Origin of the sequence: Lysobacter sp. KIS68-7 (assembly GCF_021284745.1) — a bacterium.
Classification (GTDB): domain Bacteria; phylum Pseudomonadota; class Gammaproteobacteria; order Xanthomonadales; family Xanthomonadaceae; genus Noviluteimonas.
Map to the genome: position 1 here is coordinate 701,355 of NZ_CP089925.1, position 24,053 is coordinate 725,407.

Consider the following 24,053-nt stretch of genomic DNA (forward strand, 5'->3'; position numbering starts at 1 on the left):
GGGCCAGCCTCGAGGCACCACGCATGGTGGCCACAGAGGGAGCGCATGGAGATGAACCGCCCAAGACAACTCGCCGCAATGACGCTCGCACTCTCCGGTATTGCCGGGCTTGCGCATGGCGCCGCCCTTCCCCACAACGATCTGGATGGGGATGGGCGCTCGGACATCGTCTGGCGCAATGTCACCACCGGTGAAATCGTGTACTGGTCGGCGGGGAATGCCGCCTGGATCAAGGGTGTTCGAGTCACCCGCCGCGGCTGGAACCTGCCCGGCGATTTCAGCCTCGCCGAATCCAGCTCCGCCATTCCCATGCGGCTAGAGGAATGGTACGGCCCCATGGTCGGGGTCATGGTGGAGAGCAAGGCGGGGTATTACGTCGGCTTGGCGTTCAACTACGAGCGCAAGATCGGCTATGAGGCCTTTTACGACTCGTCGGTACTGGCACCGGAATGGAAGCTCGTCGGCACGGGCGATTTCGGCGCCCTCCGCTACCGCGATGACTTCGATTTCGGTGTCGACGACCTCGTTTTCCGCAACCAGCGCGACGGCCGCAACATGCTGTCCTTCAGGGGGTGGGATCGTCGCGAGTACATGGACATCACGCCCGTGGGCGACCTGCGCTGGAACGTCGCCGGCATCGGCGACTTCGACGGCGACGGCAACGCCGACCTGTTGTGGCGGAACTTCGGCACGGGCCGCAATGCCATCTGGCCCGCGGCCGACTCCGCCCGATCGATCGCAATGACCCCGGTTCCCGACCTCGCGTGGAAGGTGGCCGCGATCGCCGACTTCAACGGCGATGGCCGCGCAGACATCTTCTGGCGTAACGCCAGCAGCGGCATGAACGTGATCTGGGAATCCGGCAACGGCGCCACGCCGCGCGCCGCGGTGCGTGTCCCCGACCAGGCCTGGCAGATTGCCTCCGTCGGCGATTTCGACGGGGACGGCAAGTCCGATCTGTTGTGGCGCAACCAACGCACGGGCGCCAACGTGCTCTGGAAAGCGGCCAACGCCGGAACCCCGCAGACCCTTCCGGGTGTCACCAATCCGGCGTGGAGGCCCTTGATGTAGACATGGGATCGATTCCCTGCCGACTTCACGGGTGATTCAATGTACCGGCGCGAAAGTCGCGTTTAGCTTTGTGCGCGCCCAATCACGTCGATGGGCGCTGGTGCATTCCATCCGAGAAACCCGATGTCGAAGCCGGCAAAGACCCTGCTCGCCCTGACCCTCGCTGCCGGTTTCGGCGGCTTCGCTGCCACCGCGATCCGTGAAGGCATGGACGCCCCCGCGCGCGCCGAACCGGCGGCGCCCGCCGCCGCCGTGCCCGCGATGGCGGCCACGCTCCCGCCCGTCGTCGACGGCACGCCGCTGCCCTCGCTCGCACCGATGCTGCAGAAGGTCACGCCGGCCGTGGTCAGCGTGCACACCAAGCAACGCGTGCGGGTGCGCAATCCCTTCGCCGACGATCCGATGTTCCGCCGCCTGTTCCCGGACATTCCGCAGGAGCGCATAAACCAGTCGCTCGGTTCGGGCGTGATCGTGGATGCGGCCAAGGGGCTGGTGCTCACCAACCACCATGTGATCGAAGGCGCGGACGAGGTGTCGGTGACGCTGGCCGATGGCCGCACGTTCCCCGCCACGTTCGTGGGCTCCGATCCCGATACCGACGTGGCGCTGATGCGCATCCAGGCGGACAACCTCACTGCGCTGCCGCTCGCCAATTCGGATCAGCTGCGCGTGGGCGATTTCGTCGTGGCGGTCGGCAATCCCTTCGGATTCAGCCAGACGGTCACCTCGGGCATCGTCTCCGCGGTCGGCCGCAGCGGCCTGCCCGGCATGGGCTTCCAGAACTTCATCCAGACCGATGCGTCGATCAACCCGGGCAATTCCGGCGGCGCGCTGGTCAACCTGCGCGGCGAGCTCGTCGGCATCAATACGGCCACGTTCAATCCGCAGGGCAGCCGTGCGGGCGACATCGGGCTCGGCTTTGCCATTCCCGCCAACCTCGCGGGCAACGTGATGCGCCAGCTCGCCAGCACGGGCGAGGTGAAGCGCGGCACGCTCGGCATCGAGACGCAGACGGTCGATGACCAGCTCGCCAAGGGCCTGGGCATGGACACGCCGCGCGGTGCAGTGGTGACGCGCGTGTTCCCGAATTCCGCGGCCGCCGCGGCCGGCGTGAAGGTCGGCGACGTGGTGCTCACGGCGAACGGCCAGCGCATGGACAGCCGCGAGGCGCTGCACAACTTCGAAGGCCTGCAGGCGGTGGGCAGCCCGGTGGCGCTGGAGATCAAGCGCGGGGCGCGGTCGGTGAAGGTCGACGCCACGCTGCGCGAGCAGCCCCGCTCCTTCGACGGCACCGTGCTCGATGCGCGCCTGGCCGGCGCGACCTTCACCGAATTGCCCGAGCGCCTGCGGCAGGCTGGGCTGGACGGCGTGCTGGTGAGCGCGGTCGCGCGGGGCTCCCGCGCGGCGCAGAATGGCTTGCAGAAGGACGACGTGGTGCTCGCCGCCACCAGCGGCGAGTTCAGCGACCTGGGCGGGTTCCGCGCCAGTTTCGCGCAGGTACCGCGGCAGCTCGTGCTGCGCGTGCTGCGCGGCAACGCACGCGGCGACCTGCCCATGCAGTGATCCCCCGACACGCAAGGAGAAGGCGAATGACCCCGGACAACAACGGTCGCGCGACCGATGCGATGAAGCAGGACCTCAGCGAGGCCGGTGCGCACTTCAAGGGTGCGGCAGCGGCGGCAGGCGATGCACTCAAGGCCGCAGGATCGGCCGCAGGCGACGAGATGCGCCTGGGCAAGGCGCAGATGAAGGCGGAGCTCGCCGACGGCACCTTGTCGAGTCTTTCGGCGGCCGAGAACCTCGGTGCCGCGGGCCGCGAACAAGTCGACGCGCTGATGGACAAGGGCCGCGACCTGATCGACAGCGCCGCGGAGCTGATCCGCGAACGTCCGCTTGCTTCCTTCGGCATCGCCTTCGCGGCGGGCTGGCTGATCGCCAAGATCGGCAGCGCACGCAGCGACAAGTAATCCGGCGCCGACGCGATGGGGAGCGAAGGCACGCAGGACGCGGGGACCGATCGGGCGGAGTCGCCTGATCGGCCGACGCCGGGTGTCGCCGACGCGTTCCGCGAACTCGGCGACACCGGACGCGCCACGTGGGCGGCCGGCAAGGAAGCGCTCACCGCCTTCCACATCCTGTTCAAGGCGGACCTCTCGCTTGCGCGCAGCGCCTTCGGGCGCTCGCTCGCGTTCACCGCGGTGGCGATCGTCTTCGGCGCGTCGGCGTGGTTGTTGTTGATGGCGGCCCTGGTCGCGTGGCTCAGCCTGGACGTGGGCTGGACGTGGCCGATTTCGCTGCTCGTGTGCGGTGGCGGGAGCCTGGTGGTGGCGGGGCTCGCGGGTTGGTTCGCGATGCGCTACTTCGAACACACGCGCCTGCAGGCGACGCGTCGACAGCTCGCAAGGATGGGGATCGGCGAGTTGTCGGCGATGATGTCGGGCGCCGGGTCGAGCAAGTCAGCGAAGGAAGACGCCGATGGCGTCGCCGCCGCCACCAACGGCGAGCCGGTCAAGAAGGGGATGGGCGTGGACATCACGCCTCCATGAAGGCAACACCGCGCAGCATGCGCTGACGCATTCCACAGGGGCCACGATGGGCTTTTCCGCACTCATCGAGAAAGTCAGGCAAGCCGAATCCGCGCTCGAAGCGAAGGAGCGGCAGACGCTGGCCGACTTCCGCCAACTCAAGTCGTCGTGGCGTGCGAGCTGGACGCCGGGGCGCATCGTGGTGGCGGGGCTCGTGTCGGGCTTCATCCTCGGCAAGCTCGAGCCGGAGAAGAAAGTGGCGAGCGGCAGCGGTGCGTTGCAGTTGGTCTCCGCGCTCGCCGGTTTGTTCGCGGGCACCGGCGCACAGGCCGCGGCGGGCGAAGCAGGACAGGCGGCCGACGCCGCGCAGCAAGCCGCCGCCACCGCGCCGCCGGTGGATGCATGACCTACGAGTTCGAAACCGAGGGCGAACCCAACCACGTCCAGGCCCGGCCACGTTCCTCGGTGGCCGCGATCGTCATCGCCTCCGTCGCAGTCGCCTTCACGCTGTACCTCTCGCAGGACCTGCTGCTGCCCGTGCTGCTGGCGATGTTCTTCGCGCTGGTGGGCAATCCGATCATCCGCCTGCTGCGCAAGCTGTGGATCCCGCGTTTCCTCGGGGCGTTGCTGGTGTTGGCGCTGGGCATGTTCAGCACCTACATGCTGGCGCGCGAACTCGCCACGCCGGGTGCGGAATGGATCCGCGAAGTGCCGAAGCAGATGCGCGACCTGGCGCCGAAGCTGCGTTCGCTCACCAAGCCGGTGACCGAAGCCAACAAGGCGGCGGAGAACATCGCGCGCGCCGCGGGCGGTGAGAACACCGCGCGACCGGTGCAGGTGGTCAAGACCGAGGTCAACGATCCCTACCGCGTGCTGACCTCCACGCCGCGCGCGATCGCCTCCGTGCTTGCGGTCGTGCTGCTCACGTTCTTCTTCATGGTCTACGGCGGCGACCTGCAACGACACGCCATCGCACTGCTGCCCGGGCGGCAGCAGAAGAAGCTCACGGTGGAAATCCTGCAGGCGATCGAAACCGAGATTTCGCGCTACGTCCTCACCATCAGCATCATCAACGTGATCGTGGGCCTGGTGTTCGCCAGCCTGCTGTACTTCCTGATGGGCATCCCGGCGGACGAAGCGCTGCTGTGGGGCACGATGGCGGGCCTGCTCAACTTCGCGCCTTACGTAGGGCCGCTGATCGGCATCCTCGTCATGCTGGTGATGGGCGTGGTGCGCTACGAAGACTGGCAGTCGCTGCTGCCGGCGGGCCTGTACCTGGGTCTGCACACGCTGGAAGGGCAGATCGTCACGCCGATCGTGCTGGGCAAGCGCATGGCGCTCTCGCCGCTGGTGCTGATCCTGGCGCTGATGCTGTTCGGCTGGCTGTGGGGGATCATCGGGCTGCTGCTCGCGGTGCCGCTGCTGGTGTGCGTGAAGCTGGTGTTCGAGCGCATCGACGGGCTGGAAGGCTGGGCCCGGCTGCTGGAGTGACCCCGGGCCATGTTGCGCGGGCGCACCGGTCTAGAATGGGCGGGTGAATTTCCAAGTCCGCGCCATCACCCTCGACCTCGATGACACGCTCTGGCCGTTCGCGCCGGTGGGCGCGCGCGTCGAGCATGTGCTGCACGATTGGCTGGTGGCGCACTGCCCCCGCACGGCCGAGCGCTTCCCGGTGCCGGAGATGCGCCGCCTGCGCGAGACGATCAACGTCGAGCACCCGCACCTGGCCCACGACTTCAGCACGCTGCGCAAGCTGACGCTGGCGCGCGCGATGGAACTGGCGGGCGATGACGTGGCGCAGGTCGAGCCCGCCTTCGAAGCCTTCTTCGCCGAGCGCAATCGCGTGCAGTGCTATCCCGATGCGATTCCTGCGCTCGAGCGCATCGCGGCCCGCGTGCCGGTGGCTGCGGTCACCAATGGCAATGCCGATCTGCGCCGCATCGGGTTGAACCAGCATTTCGCGTTCCAGCTGGGCGCGGCCCAACACGGTGCGTCGAAACCGGATCCCGGCATCTACCGCGCCGCGTGCGCGCGCCTGGGCTTCGATCCGCGCAACGTGCTGCACGTGGGCGACGACATCGAACTCGACGTGCTCGGCGCACAGCGCGCCGGTCTGCGCACGTGCTGGATCCATCGCGACGATTTGCACGGCCCCACGCCGGCGTGGCCGCACGTGCACGTCAAGCCCGACCTCGCCTTCCCGACCCTCGACGCGCTGGCCGATTGGCTGGACGCCCACCTGCAGGACGAAGCCGCATGCGGTTGACCACGCCCGATTGTTTCGCTGAGCGCTCCGACACCGCGCTTCCGTTGCACGTCATCGAGCGCAGCGGCTTCGACGAGTGGCGCCGCCTGCAGTTGCCCGCGCTCGGCAGCTGGATCGACGCGCAGACCTTCACCGCCGTCTCCGGCAGCCTGCTGTTGCTGCCCGGCGAGAACGGCATCGCGGGCGCGGTGCTCGGCATCGGCGACCGCAACGACCCCTTCTCCTACGCGCACGCGCCGATGGCGCTGCCGCCGGGCGACTGGAAGCTCGCGAACGACCTGGACGCCGATGCACTGCGCGCGCTGCAACTGGGCTGGGGCCTGGGCGCGTATCGCTTCGCACGCTACAAGGCGCCGCTGCGCATGCCTGCGCGCCTGGTCAGCGGCAAGGTCGATGCGGAAACGCTCGACGTGCTCGCCGCCTCGGTGCGCGTGCGCGACCTGGTCAACACGCCCACCGAAGACATGGGCCCGGACCAGCTCGAACAGGTGTGCTGCGAACTCGCCGAGAAGCACGGCGCGACGATCAACGTCGTCAGCGGCGAAGACCTGCTCAAGCACAACTTCCCCGCGATCCATGCCGTCGGCCGCGCTTCGCATCGCGCGCCGCGGATGATCGAGCTGCAGTGGGGCGACGAGAAAGCGCCGCACCTGGCCGTCGTGGGCAAGGGCGTGTGCTTCGACACCGGCGGCCTGGACATCAAGCCCGCCGACGGCATGCGCAACATGAAGAAGGACATGGGCGGCGCGGCGCACGCGATCGCGCTGGCCGAATTGATCATGGCGCGCAAGCTGCCGGTGCGTCTCTCGCTGCTGGTGCCCGCGGTCGAGAACGCCATCGGCCCCATGAGCTACCGCCCCGGCGACGTGCTCACCACGCGCCTGGGCGTCACGGTCGAAATCGACAACACCGATGCGGAAGGCCGCGTGGTGTTGTGCGATGCACTGGCCTATGCGTCCGAACTGAAGCCGGCCCTGCTCGTGGATTTCGCCACGCTCACCGGTGCCGCACGCATCGCGCTGGGCCCGGACCTGCCGGCGCTCTATGCGAACGACGAATCGCTGGCCGCCGACTGGCTCGAAGCCGCGAATGCGCAGCGCGACCCTGTGTGGCGCATGCCGCTATGGCGCCCGTACCTGCGTTATCTCCTGAGCACGATCGCCGACCTCGCCAACAGCGGCCCTTCGCGCATGGCGGGCAGCATCACGGCGGCCTTGTACCTGGAACGCTTCGTGCCCGAAGCGCAGCCGTGGGTGCACGTGGACGTGTATTCCTGGAACGACAGCGATCGCCCGGGCAAGCCCACGGGCGGCGAAGCGCAGGGGTTGCGCACGGCCTGGGCGGTGTTGAAGCAGCGCTTCGGAAAGTAATCGTTCCACGCCGGACGCATCGCACTGCGCGAAGGGACATTCCGCATCCGCCTTGCGCGTCGGCGTGCAGCAGACTGCGCTCGCATTCCAAGCGAGCGTCGCCATGCACACCAGCGAGAGCAAAACCGGTCGCCTCTCTTTCCTCCTCGTCTGCGCCGCGGCGCAGATGCTGCGCGAGCGCCACAAGCTGGTGAGCTTCGGCGGCTACATGCGCGAATCGGGTGAAGTGATCCCCGTGCTGCCCGACCTGGACCAGGATCCGGAGGGGCGCTGGTCGACGGTCGACGAGTTGCGCAATGCATTGCGGTCGATCGCGCCGGGGGCCGTGGCCTTCGGCATGGTCACCAACGCCGTGGCCACGGACGAATCCGGCGTGCAGCGCACGAGGATCGAAGTGTTCCTGGAGCATCGCTCCGGCTTCTGCGGGCGTGCCGGCGCGGAGTACACGTGGGCCGACGGCAAGCTGCACATGGGTGAGCCGTACGCGCACGAGAGCGGCCCGCTCTTCTTCCGCGCCTTGCAGTAATCCCTACAACCAACCCTTCTGGCGCGCGAGGCGATACGCCTCGATGCGATTGCCGACGCCGAGCTTGCCGATGGCTTCCGACAGGTAATTGCGCACGGTGCCGCCGGAGAGGTTGAGCTTGGCGGCGATTTCGGTCGCGGACATGCCGTCGCCGGCCAGGCGCAGCACCTGGCGTTCGCGGTCGTTGAGCGGGTCGGCTTCGGACCACGCGTCCATCGCGAGTTGCGGATCGATGGCGCGGCCGCCGCGATGCACTTTGCGCAGCGCTTCGGCGAGATCCTCCGCCGGCGCATCCTTCAGCAGGTAACCGGACACGCCCGCGTCGAGCGCGCGCCGCAGGAAACCCGCGCGCGCGAACGTGGTGACGATGACCACTTTCACCGGCAGTTCGTGGCGCTGGATGCGCTGCGCAAGCTCCAGCCCCGACAGGCCCGGCATTTCGATGTCCGTGACCAGCACGTCCGGCTTCAGGCGCTGCACCTCGCGCCACGCCGCTTCGCCATCGGGCGCGGCGCCGAGCACTTCGATGTCGCTTTCCAATCCGAGCAGCGCCGACAAGGCACCGCGCACCAGCGCCTGGTCCTCGGCGAGCAGGATGCGGATCATGCGGGCAACCCGACGCGCACGAGCAGCCTTGTGCCCTCGCCGCGCGGCGATTCGATGCTGAGCGTGCCGTGCATCGCGCGCACGCGGTCGCGCATCCCTGCCAGGCCGTTGCCGTCGGTGGAGACGCCACCGCGGCCATCGTCTTCGATGGATAGTTGCACGGTGCGATGCTCGGTCTCGAAGCCGATGCGCGCGCGCGAGGCCCGTGCATGGCGTGCGATGTTCGTGGCTGCTTCGCGCAGCACCAAGGCCAGGCCGCGTTCGACGTCGGCCGGGAGATCGGGCGGCGGTGCGTCGTATTCGAGGTGCACCTGCGAGCTTTCCAGCAGGAGGCGTGCGGAGGCGAGTTCCGCGGCCAGGTCGGCCGAGCGGATGCCCGTGACGGCGCTGCGCACTTCCGCCAGCGCATGGCGCGCGACGCGCTCGGCTTCCTCCAGCTCGCGGAGCGACGACTCCGGATTGCGCGCGTGCAGCTTGCGCGCCAGCTCCAGCTTCAGCGTGATCAGCGACAGCGTGTGACCGAGCAGGTCGTGCAGGTCGCGGCCGATGCGTTCGCGCTCCGCAGTCGCTGCCAAGCGCCGCACTTCCTCGTGCGAGAGCTTGATCGCGACATCCTTCTCCTGCGCCACGCGCTCCACGTTGACGATCACGCCGATGATCAGCGTCATCACCGGCATCCACACCATCGCCTGCCAGGGATACCCGACGTACCAGGCGATCGCGAGGAAGATCGCGTTGAGGATCGCGATCTGGATGAGATACCGCACCACGCTCATGTGCGAACTCGTGCGCAACATGACGCAGCCGAACACGAAGTAGCTCAGCCCCGAGGGATACCAGGGCAGCAGCACGTAAGCCAGCACGCACATGCCGATCGCGTAGCGCCACGACAAACGCCGCGGCGACAGGATCACCTTGGCGTACAGCGCCAGGAAGATCGGATACGACGCGGCGGTGAACGCCACCCACTCCCATGTGTAGTGCCCGCCCATCATCGGGGTGATGAACACCCACAGCGACCACAGCAGGTGGACCGCGTCGCTCCACGGCGACTTGCCGAGTTGAATCGAATAGGCCGCCGCCGAATCGGGCGCCGGCACGAAGCCGACGCGCGCCAGGAAGCGCGCGACGGCGGGCGGGAGCTTGAACACCTGCGGGGACGCGGTCTGCATGCGCGGATGCTACTGCACGGCTCAGCCGATGCGGCGCAGGCGGCGCGCGGCGATCCAGGAGACCAGCGCGGTGAACGTCGCCAGCATCAGCACGTGGGGCAGCAGGGCGACCTTGGCGATGCCCACCGCATCCAGCGCCAGCGCGTTGAGGTGGTAGCTCGGCAACAGCGGCGCCACCACGTTCCCGACGACCTTCGGCAGCACGCTCACCGGGAACCACAGGCCGGAGAGGAAGGCCATCGGCAGGTACACCAGGTTGATCAGCGCGGGGGCGGCCTGGCCTTTGACGAAAGTACCGATGAACAGACCGAGCGCGCAGAAGGGCAGGACGCCCGGCACGTTGGTCGCGTACAGCTGGACGAGCTGCGCGGTCGTGAGCGAGACGTGGCCCAGGGTCGTGGCGAGCACCACGAGGATCGTCATCACGCCGGCTGCCACCAGCATCGCCATGACCATCTTGCCGAGCAGGTAAGCGAACGGCGGCATCGGCAGCGCGCGCTTGAGCGTAAGCAGGCCGGTCTCGCGTTCCATCGCCAGCGACACGCCGAAGCCGAACAGGCCCGGCGCCATCACGCCGAACGTGCCGTAGGCCGCCAGCAGGTAGCGCGACGCGTCTGCCGAGTTCTTCGAGGCCATGAACACGCCGAACATCAGGTAGAAGACGGTCGGAAACAGCATCGTGGGCAACACGAAGCCGGGGTTGCGCAGGTAGCGCACGACTTCGCTGCGCATCTCCGCAAGGTAGGCGCCGATGATTCGGCTGCGCGGCATGGGGAGTGCCTGCGGGCGTTCGGAGAGGATCGACAGATCGGTGTTCATGCGGCCTCCTGCAGGGACGACGCGGCGTCGTCGCGGGTGAGTTCGGTGAAGGCTTCGGCCAGGCCGGCGGCGCGCACTTCGAGCGCGGACAGGTCGGCGTCCAGGGCGAGCAGGCGGCGCACGACGGCTTCCGCCGCTTCGGTGGAAACGCACAGGCGATCGCCTTCCATCGTGGCTTCGGCGACGCCCGCCCACTGCGCGACCTCGGCCGGCGTGGTGCGCGTGGTGCAACGCACGCGCTTCATCGCAACACGTGCACGCAATGCATCCACGCTGCCTTCGCTGATCACCTTGCCACGCGCCATCACGCACACGCGATCGGCGAGGGCTTCGGCTTCTTCCAGGTAATGCGTGGTGAGCACCACGCCGTTGCCTTCGGCGACGAGATGGCGGATCGCATCCCACAGGCGGCGGCGCGCGTCGATGTCCATGCCGACCGTCGGCTCATCGAGGAACAACAGCTTCGGTCGTCCGCAGATCGCGAGCGCGAACTGCACGCGACGCTGCTGCCCGCCCGACAACTTGCCGTAGGGGCGCTTGAGCAGGTCGGTCACGCCGGCGAGCTCCGCGCTCTCCGCGACCGTGCGCGGCGACGGGTAATAGCTGGCGACCAGGCGAATCAGTTCGCCGACGCGCAGGGTGGGCGGAAGCGCTGCGTCCTGCAGCATCACGCCGATGTGGCGGCGCGCATCGATGGCCTGCGGATCCTGTCCGAACAGTTCGACCTGGCCTGCGTCTGCACGCAGCAGCCCGAGCAACAGGCCGATGGCCGTGGTCTTGCCCGCGCCGTTGGGGCCGAGCAGCGCGAGCAGTTCGCCACCGCGCAGTTGCAGGTCCACGCCGTCGAGGGCGCGCACCTTGCCGTAGGACTTGGTCGCCTGGGTCAGGCGTGCGAGAACGCCCTGTTCGGTGCGAAGCATGTCGGTCACTCCTGTGGACGTGGTGGCATGATCGGCACCGCGACGGCGGCGCGGCAGTCACGGCCTTCATGGAATCGGGGTGACAGTCGTCAGGTGACGCATGCATGGCCGGTTCGTACCCTGCCCACCGTCGAATGGCGCCCGCGACCGGCCACGGTCACACTAGGCGTCTCCCTGCGTCCGAGGCCTTATGACCATGCCGTCGTCCCCCGCCGACCTGTTGAAGGAATTGCGCATCGACCGCAGCGCGCCCCCGCCGCCGACCTCGCGTCGCGGCTTGTGGATCGCACTGGCGGTGGTGGCCGGCGTCCTCGTGCTCGCACTCGCCGCGTGGGCGGTGTTCGGCCGCGACAAGGCGGTGGAAGTGCAGACGGCGGAAGTCACCGCCATCGGCGGCGGCAGCGGCGGCCCGGCCACCGTGCTGGACGCCACCGGGTATGTCGTCGCGCGCCGCATGGCCACGGTGTCGGCCAAGATCACCGGCAAGGTGCGCGACGTGCGCATCGAAGAAGGCATGCACGTGGAAGCGGGCCAGATCATGGCGACGCTCGATCCGATCGATGCCGATGCCGTGCGCACCCTCGCCAACTCGCAGGTCGCCGCCGCGAAGACGCAGATCGACAGCATGCGCGCGCAGGTGCGCGAAGCCGATGCGAACGTGCGCCGGCTCGATGGCCTCGTCTCGCAGCAGCTCGTGTCGAAGGCCCAGTACGACCAGGCCGTCGCCGAACGCGATGCGCTGCATGCGCAGCTCGCCACTTCGCAGCGCAACGCGCAGGTCGCGAGCGACAACCTGCGCATCGCCGACCAGGGCGTCGACAACACCGTCGTGCGCGCGCCCTTCGCCGGCGTGGTGATCGCCAAGGCCGCGCAGCCGGGTGAAATCGTCTCACCGCTGTCGGCCGGTGGCGGCTTCACGCGCACGGGCATCGGCACGATCGTCGACATGGATTCGCTGGAAGTCGAAGTCGAAGTGAACGAGGCGCAGATCGGCCGCGTGCTGCCGCACATGCAGGCGCAGGCCATGCTCAACGCCTATCCCGACTGGAAGATCCCGGCCGAAGTCATCGCGATCATCCCGGCCGCCGACCGCGGCAAAGCCACGGTGAAGGTGCGCGTGGCGCTGAAGCAGAAGGACGCGCGCATCGTCCCCGACATGGGCGTGCGCGTGAGCTTCCTGGAAGAAGCCAAGCCCGTCGATGCCAAGCAACCCACGGGTGTGCTCGCACCCGCCGCGGCGATCGTGCAGCGCGAAGGCAAGGATGTCGCGTTCGTGGTCGTCGACGAGAAGGCGCGCGTGCGCAACGTGAAACTCGGCCGCACGCTGGGCGACGACCGCGAAGTCACCGAAGGCCTCAACGGCGGCGACACCGTCGTGCTCGACCCCTCCGACAAGCTCGCCGACGGCACGCGCGTCAGACCCGCGAAGGCCGAGGCCACCGAGTAAGAAACCGCGCGCCCGCGCGTATCACCTTCAATCCACTCCCTCCCCGGAGACCCAGGCATGTCCACGCTCGTCAGCATTCGCAACCTGCACAAGACCTATCGCCGCGGCCCGGAAACGGTCGACGTGCTGCATGGCATCGACCTCGACATCGACAAGGGCGACTTCGTCGCGCTCATGGGCCCGTCGGGCTCGGGCAAGACCACGCTGCTGAATTTGATCGGCGGCCTGGACTCGCCCACGCGCGGCGAGATCACCGTCGATGGCGCGCGCATCGACCAGCTCGGCTCCGGCCAGCTCTCGCAGTGGCGCAGCAACCATGTCGGCTTCGTGTTCCAGTTCTACAACCTGATGCCCACGCTCACGGCGCAGAAGAACGTCGAGCTGCCGCTGCTGCTCACCAAGCTCAATGGCGCACAGCGCAAGCGCAATGCGGAAATCGCGCTGGAGCTCGTCGGCCTGAAGGATCGCGGCAAGCACCGCCCGGCCGAACTCTCCGGCGGCCAGCAGCAGCGCGTGGCGATCGCGCGCGCGATCGTCTCCGACCCCACGCTGCTGATCTGCGACGAACCCACGGGCGACCTGGACCGCCAGTCCGCCGAGGAAATCCTGGGCCTGCTGCAGATGCTCAACCGCGAGCACGGCAAGACGATCGTGATGGTCACCCACGACCCGAAGGCCGCCGAATACGCCACGCACACGCTGCACCTCGACAAGGGCAACCTCGTCGAGCAAGCCGCGCACGCCTACGCGTAACCAATCGAGGACATCGCAATGAAATATTTGCACCTCATCTGGGCGGCGCTGTTCCGCAGCAAGACGCGCACCTTCCTGACGCTGCTGTCGGTGGTCACCGCGTTCTTCCTGTTCGGCATGCTCGACTCGGTCCGCGTGGCCTTCAATTCGGGCGGCGACGTCACCGGCGCCAACCGCATGGTCACCTCCTCGCGCCTGTCGCTCACGCAGATGCTCCCGCACGCCCTGGATCCCCAGATCCGCGCGGTGAAAGGCGTGAAGCAGGCGACGTATGCCGCGTGGTTCGGCGGCATCTACCAGGACCCGAAGAACTTCTTCGCGAATTTCTCGGTCGCCCCGAACTACCTGGACCTGTATCCGGAGTTCAAGCTGCCCGAAGCGCAAAAGAAGGCTTGGCTGGCCGATCGCCGCGGCGCGATCGTCGGTGAGTCGCTGGCGAAGAAGTTCGGCTGGAAGATCGGCGACACCATTCCCTTGCAGGCGACGATCTTCCCGACCAAGGGCAGCAACGACTGGACGTTCACGCTCGACGGCATCTTCAAGATCGACAACGAAAAGCAGAAGGGCCAGGAGCAGATCCTGCTCTTCCACTGGGACTACTTCGACGAAGCCAACGATTACGTGAAGGGTCGGGTGGGCTGGTACATCGTGCAGGTGGAGAGCGCGGCCGTGGCCGACAGCGCCGCCAAGGCCATCGATGCGCTCTCGGCCAACTCCGACCACGAAACGAAGACGCAGACGGAGCAGGCGTTCAACCAGTCCTTCGCCAAGCAGATCGGCGACATCGGCCTGATCGTCACTTCGATCATGGCGGCGGTGTTCTTCACGTTGCTGCTGCTGACCGGCAACACGATGGCGCAGGCCGTGCGCGAGCGCATCCCGGAACTGGCGGTGCTCAAGACGATCGGCTTCAGCAACAAGAGCGTGCTGCTGCTCGTGCTGGCGGAGGCGATGCTGCTGGTGGCGCTCGGTGCGGTCATCGGACTCGCGTTGGCCCCGATGGCGATGAAGCTGGCGACGGTGTTGAGCGGCGGGTTCATCCAGCTGCCCACCAACCTCCCGGCGGAAACGTGGATCACGGGCCTCGTGCTGATGCTCGCCTTCGGCCTGCTCGCCGGCGTGCTGCCTGCGCTGCGCGCCATGCGCCTCAACATCGTCGACGCCCTGTCGGGCCGCTGAGGAAACGATCATGCGCAAACTTGCAAACTTCGGCATCGTGCTGCTGCTGATCGCGGCCCTCGTCGTGTGGTTCATGCTTCCGTGGTTCGTGGTCCTCGCGATCATCGTCGCCATCGGGCTGTGGCTGGCGCTCACGCGCAGCGGGCGCCTGGCGCTCGCCGCGACGCAGGTCGGCATCGCCAGCCTGCCGCAGCGCTGGGGCGCCTCGTCGGTGATCGTCATCGGCATCGCCGGCGTGGTCGGCGTGCTGGTCGCGATGCTCGCGATGGGCGAAGGCTTCCGGTCCACGCTCTCCAGCACCGGCGACGACAACACCGCGATCGTCCTGCGCGGCGGTTCGCAGGCGGAAACCAACTCGGTGATCACGCGCGACCAGGTGCCGTTGATCAGCGCGCTCGCCGGCATCGCGAAGGGCCCCGACGGCCGTCCGTTGTCTTCGCCCGAGCTCTCGCAGGTCGTCAACCTGTTGAGCAAGAGCGACAGCACGGACACCAACGTGCAGTTCCGTGGCATCGGACCGTCGGCGTGGGCGCTGCAGCCCAAGTTGAAGATCGTGGAAGGCCGCAAGTTCACGCCGGGTTTGCGTGAACTCGTCGCCGGTCGCGGCGCGCAACGTCAGTTCCAGGGTTTGGAAGTCGGGCAGCAACTCAAGCTCGCCAACCAGATGTGGAATGTCGTGGGCATCTTCGAAACGGGCGACTCGCACGACTCGGAACTGTGGGCAGACGCCGACGTGCTGGGCCCGGCGTACCAGCGCCAGGCGTTCCAGTCGGTGACGGTGAAGCTCGACGGCAAGAACGGTTTCAAGCAATTGAAGGCAGCACTCGCCGCCGATCCGCGCCTGAAGCTCGACGTCTCGACCACGAAGGATTACTACGCGAAGCAGTCGGAGAACCTGACCAACTTCCTCAAGTACCTCGGCATCATCATCGGCACGATCATGGGCGTCGGTGCGGTGTTCGGCGCGTTGAACTCGATGTACGCCGCCGTCGCAGGCCGCGCGCGCGAGATCGCCACGATGCGCGCCATCGGCTTCCGCGGCCTGCCCGTGGTGATGGCGGTGATGCTGGAGACGATGTTGCTCGCCTTCCTCGGCGGCGCACTCGGCGCACTGATCGCGTGGGCGATCTTCAACGGCTACACCGTGTCCACGCTCGGCAACAACTTCAGCCAGGTCGTGTTCCAGTTCCGCGTGACGCCGGAGCTGCTGTGGACCGGCTTGAAGTGGGCGCTGGGCATCGGCCTGGTCGGTGGCTTGTTCCCCGCACTGCGCGCCGCGCGCCTGCCCGTGACGGAAGCGTTGCGCGCCGGATGATCCGGCGCCTCGCCCTCACCGCCTGCCTGCTGTGGTGCGCGTTCGCGCGCACGGCAGCGGCGGGCGACGCGGTGGTGGCACCCCCGGTCGATCGCAAAATCGCGATCACCGTCGACGACCTGCCCTGGCAATGGGCAGGTCGACTTCCGCCCGACGTGTTCGCCCAGCGGCATGCCAAGTTGCTGGGCGCGTTTCGCGCGGCTGGCGTCACCGGCGTCGGTTTCGTCAACGAGAAGGAACTCGAGATCCACGACAAGGTGTCGCCTGTGCGCATGCAGATGCTGCGCGACTGGCTCGGTGCCGGATGGGAATTGGGCAACCACACATGGGGCCACGTCGATTACCACGCGGTTGGCCTTGAAGCCTTCGAAGCCGATGTGCTGAAGGGCGAGCGCCAGCTGCGTCCGCTTCTCGCGAAGTACGGCGAGACGCCGACCTGGTTTCGACATCCCTATCTGCGCAACGGCCGTAACCCGGAAGAGCGCGCAGCACTGGAAGGCTTCCTCGCCGCGCACGGCTATCGCACCGCGCCGGTCACGGTGAACACGAGCGAATGGATCTGGGCGCGCGCCTACGAGCTCACGCTCGATGGCAAGTCGCCGCACGCGGAGAAGGACGCCACGCTGCTTCGCCTGCGTCAGGAGTACGTGCCTTACATGCTCGCGAAGCTGGATTTCTATGATCGTGAGTCGGTGGCGCTGCTGGGCTATCCGGTCCCGCAGGTGCAACTGCTGCATGCCAACGAGCTCAACGCCGATACGTTCCCCGAGTTGTTCGCAGGCATGCGCGAGCGCGGCTATCGCGTCGTGTCGCTGAAGGAAGCGCTGCGCGATCCGGCTTATGCGCGGCCGGACGGGTACGTGGGCCCTTACGGCGTGAGTTGGTTGCATCGCTGGGCGCTGGCCGACAAGCGCCCGCATGCCTTCTTTGCCGGCGAACCCACGGTTCCGCAGTGGGTCCTGGATTTGGCTGTCGTCGAATCCGAGTAAGAACTTCCACCCGTTGGGCGTTCCGCCGCGAGCCGTCGTGTGCTCCTCGCCACTCACATACCGCAGCTCCCGTCGAGGAGCACACGACGTCTCACGTCGGCCCGCTCGCAACTTGATGCCCTCGCGGAGCGTCTGGTGTGAAGGTCCGTCGCAATCCGAATGCCTCGCGCCTACACCCGGCTTCGGAACGACGGCACATCGCCCCCTCGCTCGCTGCATCGGCATGCTGCGTCCCGCTTCGAAGGGCGACGTGCCTCACCTCGTTTGCCAGACACGCGCCTTCGGCAAAGCGAAACGCTCCCTCCATCCGAAGGAGCGCCTCTCACATTTATCGCTAGGCACCTTGCCCTCCGAAGCGGGACGCACATGCCGATGCAGCGAGCGAGGGGGCAAAGTGCCGACCCTCCGCAGCCGGAAGTTGGCGAATGCGTTCGCATCGCGGTGGCACGCGGCTCCCAGACGCTCCGCGCAAACAGCAAGTGGCGAGCGGGCCGACGTGAGATGCCGTGTGCTCCTCGACGGGAGCTTGCTGTATGTGAGCGGCGAGGAGTACGCGGCAGCTCGCGGCGGAACGCCCGTCTAGTGGAGCGAGCTCAACCCGCGCTTCGACACCCTTCAGGCTTAAACACGCGCTCAGTAGAGGCCGGATACTTCTCCAGCAAATGCGCCGCCCGCGTAGGTCGAGGCGCCAGCGCACCACCGCAATTCGGGCAACGCCCATGGAGCACACTCGTCGCGCAATCGATGCAGAACGTGCATTCGAACGAACAGATCACCGCCTCCGAATCGGGCGGCAGATCGCGATTGCAACACTCGCAGTTCGGGCGCATCTGCAGCATCACCCTCTCCTAACTCTTCGCCGGCACCGCCTGCAAGGACATCGCGGCACTCGCGCGGCGCGCGCGCAAAAACCCGTCGATGGCGAAGAGCGCCAACGCCACCCAGATGCAGGCGAAACCGATCGCACGATCCCGATCGAAAGCCTCATGGAACACGAGTACCCCGATCAGGAATTGCATCGTCGGCGCAATGTACTGCAGCAGCCCGACCACCGACAGCGGCACACGGCGCACCGCATACGCGAATCCCACCAACGGCAGCGCAGTCAGCCCGCCGCTCACGATCAGCATCAAGCTCATCAGTGCGCCGTAACCGCCCTGCGATTGCGACACGAAGAACCCGCCCTGCCCGTGCAGTTCGGACCACGCCAGCCACACGACGACCGGCAGGAACAGATACGCACCTTCAACGCCCAGGCCAGGAATGGAATCGACCGACGCGAGCTTGCGGATGAGCCCGTAGAGCGCGAACGAGACCGCGAGCGCCAGCGCGATCCACGGCAACTGGCCGAAGCGGAAGGTCAGCCACAGCACGCCGAGCGTCGCGAGGCCCACCGACACCCATTGCGCACGACCGAGCCGCTCGCGCAGGAACACCACGCCGAGCAGCACGTTGAGCAACGGATTGATGAAATAGCCCAGGCTCGACTCGACGACGTGCCCGGCGTTCACCGCCCAGATGTACAGCCCCCAGTTGAAGCCGATCAGCACGCCGCTGAGCGCGAGCATCCACCACGTGCGCGGCCTCGACAGCGCGGCGCGCAACCAGCCGCGCCCGTCGCGCCAGGTGAGGTAGGCGCCGACGATCACCGCGCTCCACGCGATGCGGTGCAGCACGATCTGCAGCGACGGCACCGACTTCATCATGTGCCACCACAGCGGCATGACGCCCCACAAAAGGAAGGCGCCGATCGCGACCCAGAGGCCGCGACGGTCCACTTGCTGCAGGTTCATGCCGCCGGTTCCTCGGCGATCTCGCGCGTCGTCGGTTGCGTGGCCGCGCCACCGCGGGCCTTCGCGAGCGTGATCAGCACGACGCCCGCCAGGATCACCGCCATCGCGCCGATGTCGTGGCGCGTGAAGGTTTCACCGCCGATGAGTGCGCCGATGAGCACGGCCAGCGGCGGATTCACGTAGGCATAGCTCGTCGCGAGCGCGGGCCGCACATGGTGCAGCAACCAGATGTAGGCGGTGAAGCCGAAGATCGAACCGGCGACGACGAGGTAGAGCATCGCAGCGGTCGCCTGGAAACTCGGCATGGTCGTGATGCGCTCGCCCGCGACGAGCGCGACGATCACCAACCAGATCGTGCCGACCAGCATCTGGCCCGCGGCCATCATGAAGGGCTCCGGCAGATCCTGGTCGCGGCTCCAGATGGAGCCCCAGGCCCACGCGAGCGGCGCGATGATCAGGCACACCAGGCCAAGCGTCGACCCGCGGAGTTCGCCGCCCACGCTGAGCCAGATCACGCCGAAGAAGCCGATCACCAGGCCCGCCCATTCCATGCGCGAGGGATGGCGGCCGCGCAGCATGGAGAACACGCCGGCGAACAAGGGCATCGAGGCGACGGCAATGGCGGCGAGGCCCGAACTCACCTGCGTCTCGGCGAGGTTCACGAGCGCGTTGGACAACACGACCATGAAGACCGACAACTTCGCGAGCGTGATCCATTGTTTCTTCGTCGGCGCCGGCGTGCCGCGCATGCGCAGCACCGCGTACATGATCGAACCGGCGATCGACATGCGGATCGCGGCCAGCAGGAACGGCGGATAGCCGTGCAGCGCGAAGCGGATGGCGAGGTAGGTGGAACCCCAGAGGATGTACACCGCCGCCAGCGCCAGCGCGACCGCCATCGGCGATGCGGAACGCAGTTCGGTGTTCGAAACGGTGGCCATGGTTATCCGAGGACGTGCTTGCGGAACGGTAAGGGCGTGCGGTTCGCCGCCATGCGGCCGAGCAGCCATTGCAGGCCTGCCAAGTGTTGCAGATCGTGGCTGCACAACTGGTGCACGAGCGTGCGCAGCGTCACGGGGACGCCTTCGAAGCCGGCCGTGCGGTCGAAGTCGGCCGGTACCAGCGAGCGCAGCAACACCAGGTTCGCCTCGCGCGCGGCGCGGAACTCCTCCAGCGCCTGCCACGGGTCGCGTTCGGCGTAACGCCGCTCGCGTGCGAGCCCTTCGCCATCGAGGTCGGGCAGCATCGGATGCACTTCATGGAGCGTGCGACGGAACCGGTGGTGGTATCCATCGATCTCGATGTCGCGCACGTGCCACGCCTGCTCGACCGGCGTCAGCCGCTCGCTCGGGATCCCGTCCCACCGCGGCGGCGCCCACCGGAGCAACTCCGGCGGCACCGCCGCGAAATGCGCTTCGAGCCGACGGGGGAATTCGGCGAGCGCGTCGAGCGTGGTTTGCATCTTCGACTCCTGGGGGAGGAGGACGCGGTCGATGGGCAGGGCCGACCGCAGGCGCATAGCGTAGCGATGGGTCCTCGCAGGATGGTTGAAAATTCGTGCGCGATGGCGCAAGAATCTTGCGCGCCAAAAACGTCGCTGTTCGCAGCCCTTCGCGAAATTTGTTGCAGGCCCGATTTTCAGCAGGATCGATGCGATGCCCGCCACGCCCCTCGCCCTCGACGAATTCGACCACCGGCTGCTGGAGCTGTTGCAGCGCGATGCCGACGCCACGTTGTCCGCGCTGGGCGAAGCGGTGGGCCTGTCGGCGAGCGCGGTGCAGCGGCGCATCAAGCGCTATCGCGAGAGCGGGTTGATGCGGCAGGTCGCGGTGTTGAATCCCGCGATGCTGCCCAACGTGACGCTTGCGGCCGTGCTGGTCGCGCTCGAACGCGAATCGGCGCGCCACCACGCCGCGTTCTACGCGCGCATGCGCAGTGCGCCGGAAGTGCAGCAGTGCTACGTGCTCGCCGGCGAATGGGATTACCTGGTGCTGCTGGCGACGACGAGCCTGCCGCATACGCGCGAAGTGGCCGAACGCTTGTTCGGCAGCGACGACACGCTCAAGCGCTACGAAACGCGCATGGTGTTCGAGCCCATCAAGGTCGGCTTGCACCTGCCCACGCGCGCGCCGGTGAAGCGCAAGAAGTGAGCGTCAGGCCGCGCGTTCGCGCAGCAACAGGTCCTGCTTGAGCGGCAACCCCCAGCGATAACCGCCGAGCGAACCATCGCCGCGCACGACGCGATGGCAGGGCACGAGGATGGCGATGCGGTTGTGCGCGCATGCGCTCGCCACCGCGCGCGCGCCGCGCGGCTGGCCGAGTTCGGCGGCGAGGCCGGAATAGCTGCGGGTTTCGCCGCGCGGGATTTTCATCAGCGCATCCCACACGCGCTTCTGGAACGCGGTGCCGAGCAGGTGGATGTCCACGTGCGCGGCCTTGCCGGCAAGGATGTCGGCGACGGCGCGCACGCGCGGGGCGAGGAAGTCGTCGCGGCCGGCATCGACGCGTTCGAGCTGCGCGTTCGGGAATTCCTCGGCGATGCGTTGCTCGAGCGCGTGGGCGTCGCGCCCGAGTTCGACCATGCAGATGCCGCGTTCGGTCGTCGCGACCAGGGCCTGGCCCAACGCGGTCTCCACGATGCTCCAGCGGATGTGCTCGCCTTCGCCGCCGGCGCGATACCGCGCGGGCGTCATGCCGAGTTTCGCGGCGCCGGCCTCGTACACGCGCGAGGGCGAGCCGTAGCCGGCGTCGTACAACGCGCCGCTGACGTCGTCGCCTTCGCGCAATGCGGCCTTGAGCGTGCCGAGCTTGCGCTGCGCGAGGTATTGCGCCGGGCTCAGGCCGAAGTGCGCGGTGAAACTGCGCTGCAGGTGCGAGGGGCTGAGGCCAACGGCGTCCGCAAGGGACTCGAGCGTCGGCTCGCCTGCATCGAGCAGGGCGCGGGTGCGTTCGAGTTTGTCGGTGGTCTTGTCCATGGCCCAAAAGGTAACGGGCGCCCTGGGGCGCCCGCTATCCGATTCTTGCGTGGCCCCGTGTCGGGCAAACCTTACTCCGACCAGTGACCCAGCGTGCGGGAGGCCGGCAGCACCTGCTGCGAGAGCTGGCGGTCGCCGTTGAGCAGGGTCAGCGCGTCGGAGAGGATCGCGGCCGATTCGCGCAGCAGCGGATCCGGGCGCTGGTCTTCCATCTTCTCGCGGGCGGCGTCCTTGGCGATGTTGCGCTCGCTCGCCTGCAGGCCGTCGTCGTTGTCTTCCTCGGCGAACGGATCCAGCGGCAGGCCCAGCGCCTTGCGTTCGGCCTGGCGCGCCTTGCGCTTGGCTTCGAACGTATCGCGCTCGGCGCGGCGATCGTTTTCGTTGAGCGAGACGGACTTCTTGGCCTGCTCCTGGCGGAACTGCGCCACGTCCTCGCTCCACCACTGGAATTCCTTGTCCTTCGCCACGCGCGCGGCATGCATCGCATCCAGGCGCGGCAGCAGCGGCGCGAAGTTGCCGTACTGCGTGTGCGGGACTGCCGCGATGCGGGTCCACGGCAGCGCGTTGTCGTACGTGCTCTCGCCGAACTCGCTGGCATCGACCGTCACCGGGAAGCGGATGTCCGGCACCACGCCCTTGTGCTGCGTGCTGCCGCCGCTGACGCGGAAGAACTGCGCGATGGTCAGCTTCACCTGGCCGAAGCGCGATTCTTCGTTGGCGGGCCAGCGATCGAGGTCGATCAGGTTCTGCACCGTGCCCTTGCCGAAGGTGGTTTCACCGATGACCAGGCCGCGGCCGTAGTCCTGGATCGCGCCGGCGAAGATTTCCGACGCCGAAGCGGAGCCGCGGTTGATCAGCACCGCGAACGGGCCGTCCCACGCAACGCCCGACTGGTCGTCGTCTTCCACGCTCACGCGGCCGCCGGATTCGCGCACCTGCACGACGGGGCCCTGGTCGATGAACAGCCCGGTGAGTTCGACCGCTTCGGTCAGCGAACCGCCGCCGTTGTTGCGCAGGTCGAGCACGACGCCGTCGACCTTCTGCACCTTGAGCTGCGCGAGCAGGCGCGCGACGTCGCGCGTGGCCGACGCGTAGTCGTTGGCATTCTTCCGGCGGCCTTCGAAGTCCTGGTAGAACGCGGGCAGCTTGATCACGCCGATCTTCTTCGACGTGCCATCCGTCCCCGGCACCGTGATGGTCTGCGCCTTCGCGGCCTGTTCTTCCAGGCGCACCTTGTCGCGCGTGAGCACCAGGCGCGAGGGCTTGGCGTCGACGCCGGCTTCGGCGGGCACCACGTCCAGGCGCACGGGCGTGTTCTTCGGGCCGCGGATCAGTTCGACGACATCATCGATGCGCCAGCCCACCACGTCCTTCATTTCGCCCGAGGTGCCCTGCCCGACCGCGACGATGCGATCGCCGGGCTTGAGCTTGCCGCTGCGCGCGGCCGGACCACCGGGGACGATCTCGCGGATGACGACCACTTCGTCCTGCTTCTGCAGCACCGCGCCGATGCCCTCCAGCGAGAGCGACATCGAGAGGTTGAAGTTGGCCGCCGTGCGCGGGGTGAAGTAATCGGTGTGCGGATCGATCGAACCGGCATACGAATTGAGGAAGGTCTGGAACACGTCCTCGCCGTTGAGGTCGTCCACGCCCTTGGTGAGGTTGGCGTAGCGCTTATCGAGCGTCTTGCGGATTTCGTCGGGCTTCTTGCCGGCGAGCTTCAGGCGCAGCCAGTCGTTGCGCACCGACTGCGTCCACAGCGAGTCGAGCTGCGCGGCGGTGGCCCACGGCGCCTTCTCGCGATCGTATTGGTAGGACTCGTGGCCGGAGAAATCGAACTTGTCGTTCTTCAGCGTGGCGCGCGCCATGGCCACGCGTTCGTTCACGCGCTGCTTGTACAGCGCGAACATCGCGTAGGGCGCATCCATCTCGCCGCTCTTGATCGCGTCGTCGAGCTTGGTGGCGTAGGGCTGGAAGTTCTTGACGTCTTCGGCGGTGAAGAACAGCTTCCCGGGATCGAGCGCTTCGAGGTAGCGCTTGAAGATGTCCTGCGAGAGCGCGTCGTCGAGCGCGCGCGGGCGGTACGCGTAACGGCTGTCGGAGAGCAGGCCGTACACGAGCTTCGCGGTGGTCGCTTCGTCGGCGGTCGGGCCGTTCGGCAGCTTGCCGGCGTCGTCGTTGCGCGCCATCAGCGCGATCGGCGCGGCCAGCGCGAAGGCAAGGGTCATCACAGGCAGGGTGGAGCTGAGCTTCATGGTCGCTTCCGGGCCCGGTGGGGCGGGCCGAATAGAGGGTGACGCGGGGATTGCAGGGTCAGGTTGCTTCCG

25 protein-coding genes are annotated in these 24,053 nt (G+C 67.6%); 15 read left to right on the plus strand and 10 right to left on the minus strand.

Annotated elements, in window-relative coordinates; genetic code table 11:
* Positions 1-51: 51 nt before the first annotated feature.
* From LVB87_RS03390 to LVB87_RS03430, 9 genes are all read left to right on the plus strand, one after another.
* On the plus strand, positions 52-1,071 hold the full coding sequence (locus LVB87_RS03390) for a VCBS repeat-containing protein (protein WP_232899513.1): 1,020 nt from the start codon (positions 52-54) through the stop codon (positions 1,069-1,071).
* Between the two features lie 123 nt (positions 1,072-1,194).
* Positions 1,195-2,634 carry a Do family serine endopeptidase gene (locus LVB87_RS03395; protein WP_232899514.1) on the plus strand — a complete coding sequence of 480 codons (1,440 nt, stop codon included), beginning with the start codon at positions 1,195-1,197 and terminating at the stop codon, positions 2,632-2,634.
* A gap of 26 nt (positions 2,635-2,660) precedes the next feature.
* Positions 2,661-3,038, plus strand: coding sequence for a hypothetical protein (locus tag LVB87_RS03400; RefSeq protein ID WP_232899515.1), 378 nt, complete (start codon positions 2,661-2,663; stop codon positions 3,036-3,038).
* 15 nt (positions 3,039-3,053) lie between these two features.
* Positions 3,054-3,617 (plus strand): phage holin family protein, encoded by a 564-nt coding sequence (locus LVB87_RS03405; protein WP_232899516.1) that lies wholly within the window; start codon positions 3,054-3,056, stop codon positions 3,615-3,617.
* 46 nt (positions 3,618-3,663) lie between these two features.
* Positions 3,664-4,002, plus strand: coding sequence for a hypothetical protein (locus LVB87_RS03410; RefSeq protein WP_232899517.1), 339 nt, complete (start codon positions 3,664-3,666; stop codon positions 4,000-4,002).
* Positions 3,999-5,087, plus strand: a complete 1,089-nt coding sequence (locus tag LVB87_RS03415; RefSeq protein ID WP_232899518.1) for an AI-2E family transporter — start codon at positions 3,999-4,001, stop codon at positions 5,085-5,087. The genes LVB87_RS03410 and LVB87_RS03415 overlap by 4 nt, the downstream gene beginning before the upstream one ends.
* A 43-nt stretch (positions 5,088-5,130) precedes the next feature.
* Entirely contained in the window at positions 5,131-5,862 is a 732-nt protein-coding gene (locus tag LVB87_RS03420) for an HAD-IA family hydrolase (protein WP_232899519.1), read from the plus strand.
* Positions 5,853-7,232 (plus strand): leucyl aminopeptidase family protein, encoded by a 1,380-nt coding sequence (locus LVB87_RS03425; protein WP_232899520.1) that lies wholly within the window; start codon positions 5,853-5,855, stop codon positions 7,230-7,232. The genes LVB87_RS03420 and LVB87_RS03425 overlap by 10 nt, the downstream gene beginning before the upstream one ends.
* 103 nt (positions 7,233-7,335) lie before the next feature.
* Positions 7,336-7,758 carry a hypothetical protein gene (locus tag LVB87_RS03430; RefSeq protein ID WP_232899521.1) on the plus strand — a complete coding sequence of 141 codons (423 nt, stop codon included), beginning with the start codon at positions 7,336-7,338 and terminating at the stop codon, positions 7,756-7,758.
* A 3-nt stretch (positions 7,759-7,761) separates the two neighbouring features.
* Here the strand turns inward: LVB87_RS03430 and LVB87_RS03435 are convergent, their stop codons facing one another.
* From LVB87_RS03435 to LVB87_RS03450, 4 genes are read right to left on the minus strand one after another with little or no spacing between them, the layout of a single operon-like run.
* Entirely contained in the window at positions 7,762-8,364 is a 603-nt protein-coding gene (locus tag LVB87_RS03435) for a response regulator transcription factor (protein WP_232899522.1), read from the minus strand.
* Positions 8,361-9,536, minus strand: coding sequence for a sensor histidine kinase (locus LVB87_RS03440; RefSeq protein WP_232899523.1), 1,176 nt, complete (start codon positions 9,534-9,536; stop codon positions 8,361-8,363). The genes LVB87_RS03435 and LVB87_RS03440 overlap by 4 nt, the downstream gene beginning before the upstream one ends.
* A 21-nt stretch (positions 9,537-9,557) precedes the next feature.
* Positions 9,558-10,355, minus strand: coding sequence for an ABC transporter permease (locus LVB87_RS03445; RefSeq protein WP_232899524.1), 798 nt, complete (start codon positions 10,353-10,355; stop codon positions 9,558-9,560).
* Positions 10,352-11,275: an ABC transporter ATP-binding protein gene (locus LVB87_RS03450; RefSeq protein WP_232899525.1), complete on the minus strand. Its 924-nt coding sequence runs from the start codon at positions 11,273-11,275 to the stop codon at positions 10,352-10,354. Before LVB87_RS03450 ends, LVB87_RS03445 begins: the two co-directional genes overlap by 4 nt.
* Positions 11,276-11,471: 196 nt before the next feature.
* On the opposite strand from LVB87_RS03450, the gene LVB87_RS03455 reads away from it, so the two are divergent.
* From LVB87_RS03455 to LVB87_RS03475, 5 genes are read left to right on the plus strand one after another with little or no spacing between them, the layout of a single operon-like run.
* Positions 11,472-12,722 (plus strand): efflux RND transporter periplasmic adaptor subunit, encoded by a 1,251-nt coding sequence (locus LVB87_RS03455; protein ID WP_232899526.1) that lies wholly within the window; start codon positions 11,472-11,474, stop codon positions 12,720-12,722.
* Positions 12,723-12,779: 57 nt separating this feature from the next.
* Entirely contained in the window at positions 12,780-13,475 is a 696-nt protein-coding gene (locus LVB87_RS03460; RefSeq protein WP_232899527.1) for an ABC transporter ATP-binding protein, read from the plus strand.
* 18 nt (positions 13,476-13,493) lie between these two features.
* Positions 13,494-14,654 carry an FtsX-like permease family protein gene (locus LVB87_RS03465; protein WP_232899528.1) on the plus strand — a complete coding sequence of 387 codons (1,161 nt, stop codon included), beginning with the start codon at positions 13,494-13,496 and terminating at the stop codon, positions 14,652-14,654.
* 10 nt (positions 14,655-14,664) lie between these two features.
* A complete protein-coding gene (locus tag LVB87_RS03470; RefSeq protein WP_232899529.1) occupies positions 14,665-15,969 on the plus strand; it encodes an ABC transporter permease in 1,305 nt (434 codons plus the stop codon).
* Entirely contained in the window at positions 15,966-16,958 is a 993-nt protein-coding gene (locus tag LVB87_RS03475; RefSeq protein ID WP_232899530.1) for a polysaccharide deacetylase family protein, read from the plus strand. The genes LVB87_RS03470 and LVB87_RS03475 overlap by 4 nt, the downstream gene beginning before the upstream one ends.
* 593 nt (positions 16,959-17,551) lie before the next feature.
* On the opposite strand, the gene LVB87_RS03480 is transcribed toward LVB87_RS03475, so the two are convergent.
* Genes LVB87_RS03480 through LVB87_RS03495 form a run of 4 tightly spaced genes read right to left on the minus strand, consistent with a single transcriptional unit; the run spans position 17,552 to position 20,213 of the window.
* The gene (locus LVB87_RS03480; RefSeq protein WP_343223406.1) at positions 17,552-17,797 is read right to left on the minus strand and encodes a DUF1272 domain-containing protein; all 246 of its coding nucleotides are present in this window, start codon (positions 17,795-17,797) and stop codon (positions 17,552-17,554) included.
* A 9-nt stretch (positions 17,798-17,806) separates the two neighbouring features.
* The gene (rarD, locus tag LVB87_RS03485; protein WP_232899531.1) at positions 17,807-18,751 is read right to left on the minus strand and encodes an EamA family transporter RarD; all 945 of its coding nucleotides are present in this window, start codon (positions 18,749-18,751) and stop codon (positions 17,807-17,809) included.
* On the minus strand, positions 18,748-19,692 hold the full coding sequence (yedA, locus tag LVB87_RS03490; RefSeq protein WP_232899532.1) for a drug/metabolite exporter YedA: 945 nt from the start codon (positions 19,690-19,692) through the stop codon (positions 18,748-18,750). Before yedA ends, rarD begins: the two co-directional genes overlap by 4 nt.
* Before the next feature lie 2 nt (positions 19,693-19,694).
* Entirely contained in the window at positions 19,695-20,213 is a 519-nt protein-coding gene (locus LVB87_RS03495) for a DinB family protein (protein WP_232899533.1), read from the minus strand.
* Positions 20,214-20,406: 193 nt separating this feature from the next.
* On the opposite strand from LVB87_RS03495, the gene LVB87_RS03500 reads away from it, so the two are divergent.
* The gene (locus LVB87_RS03500; protein ID WP_232899534.1) at positions 20,407-20,901 is read left to right on the plus strand and encodes an Lrp/AsnC family transcriptional regulator; all 495 of its coding nucleotides are present in this window, start codon (positions 20,407-20,409) and stop codon (positions 20,899-20,901) included.
* Positions 20,902-20,904: 3 nt separating this feature from the next.
* On the opposite strand, the gene LVB87_RS03505 is transcribed toward LVB87_RS03500, so the two are convergent.
* Together LVB87_RS03505 and LVB87_RS03510 are read right to left on the minus strand one after the other, a co-directional pair.
* A complete protein-coding gene (locus tag LVB87_RS03505; protein ID WP_232899535.1) occupies positions 20,905-21,726 on the minus strand; it encodes a methylated-DNA--[protein]-cysteine S-methyltransferase in 822 nt (273 codons plus the stop codon).
* 71 nt (positions 21,727-21,797) lie between these two features.
* Entirely contained in the window at positions 21,798-23,981 is a 2,184-nt protein-coding gene (locus LVB87_RS03510; RefSeq protein WP_232899536.1) for a carboxy terminal-processing peptidase, read from the minus strand.
* Positions 23,982-24,053 lie beyond the last annotated feature (72 nt).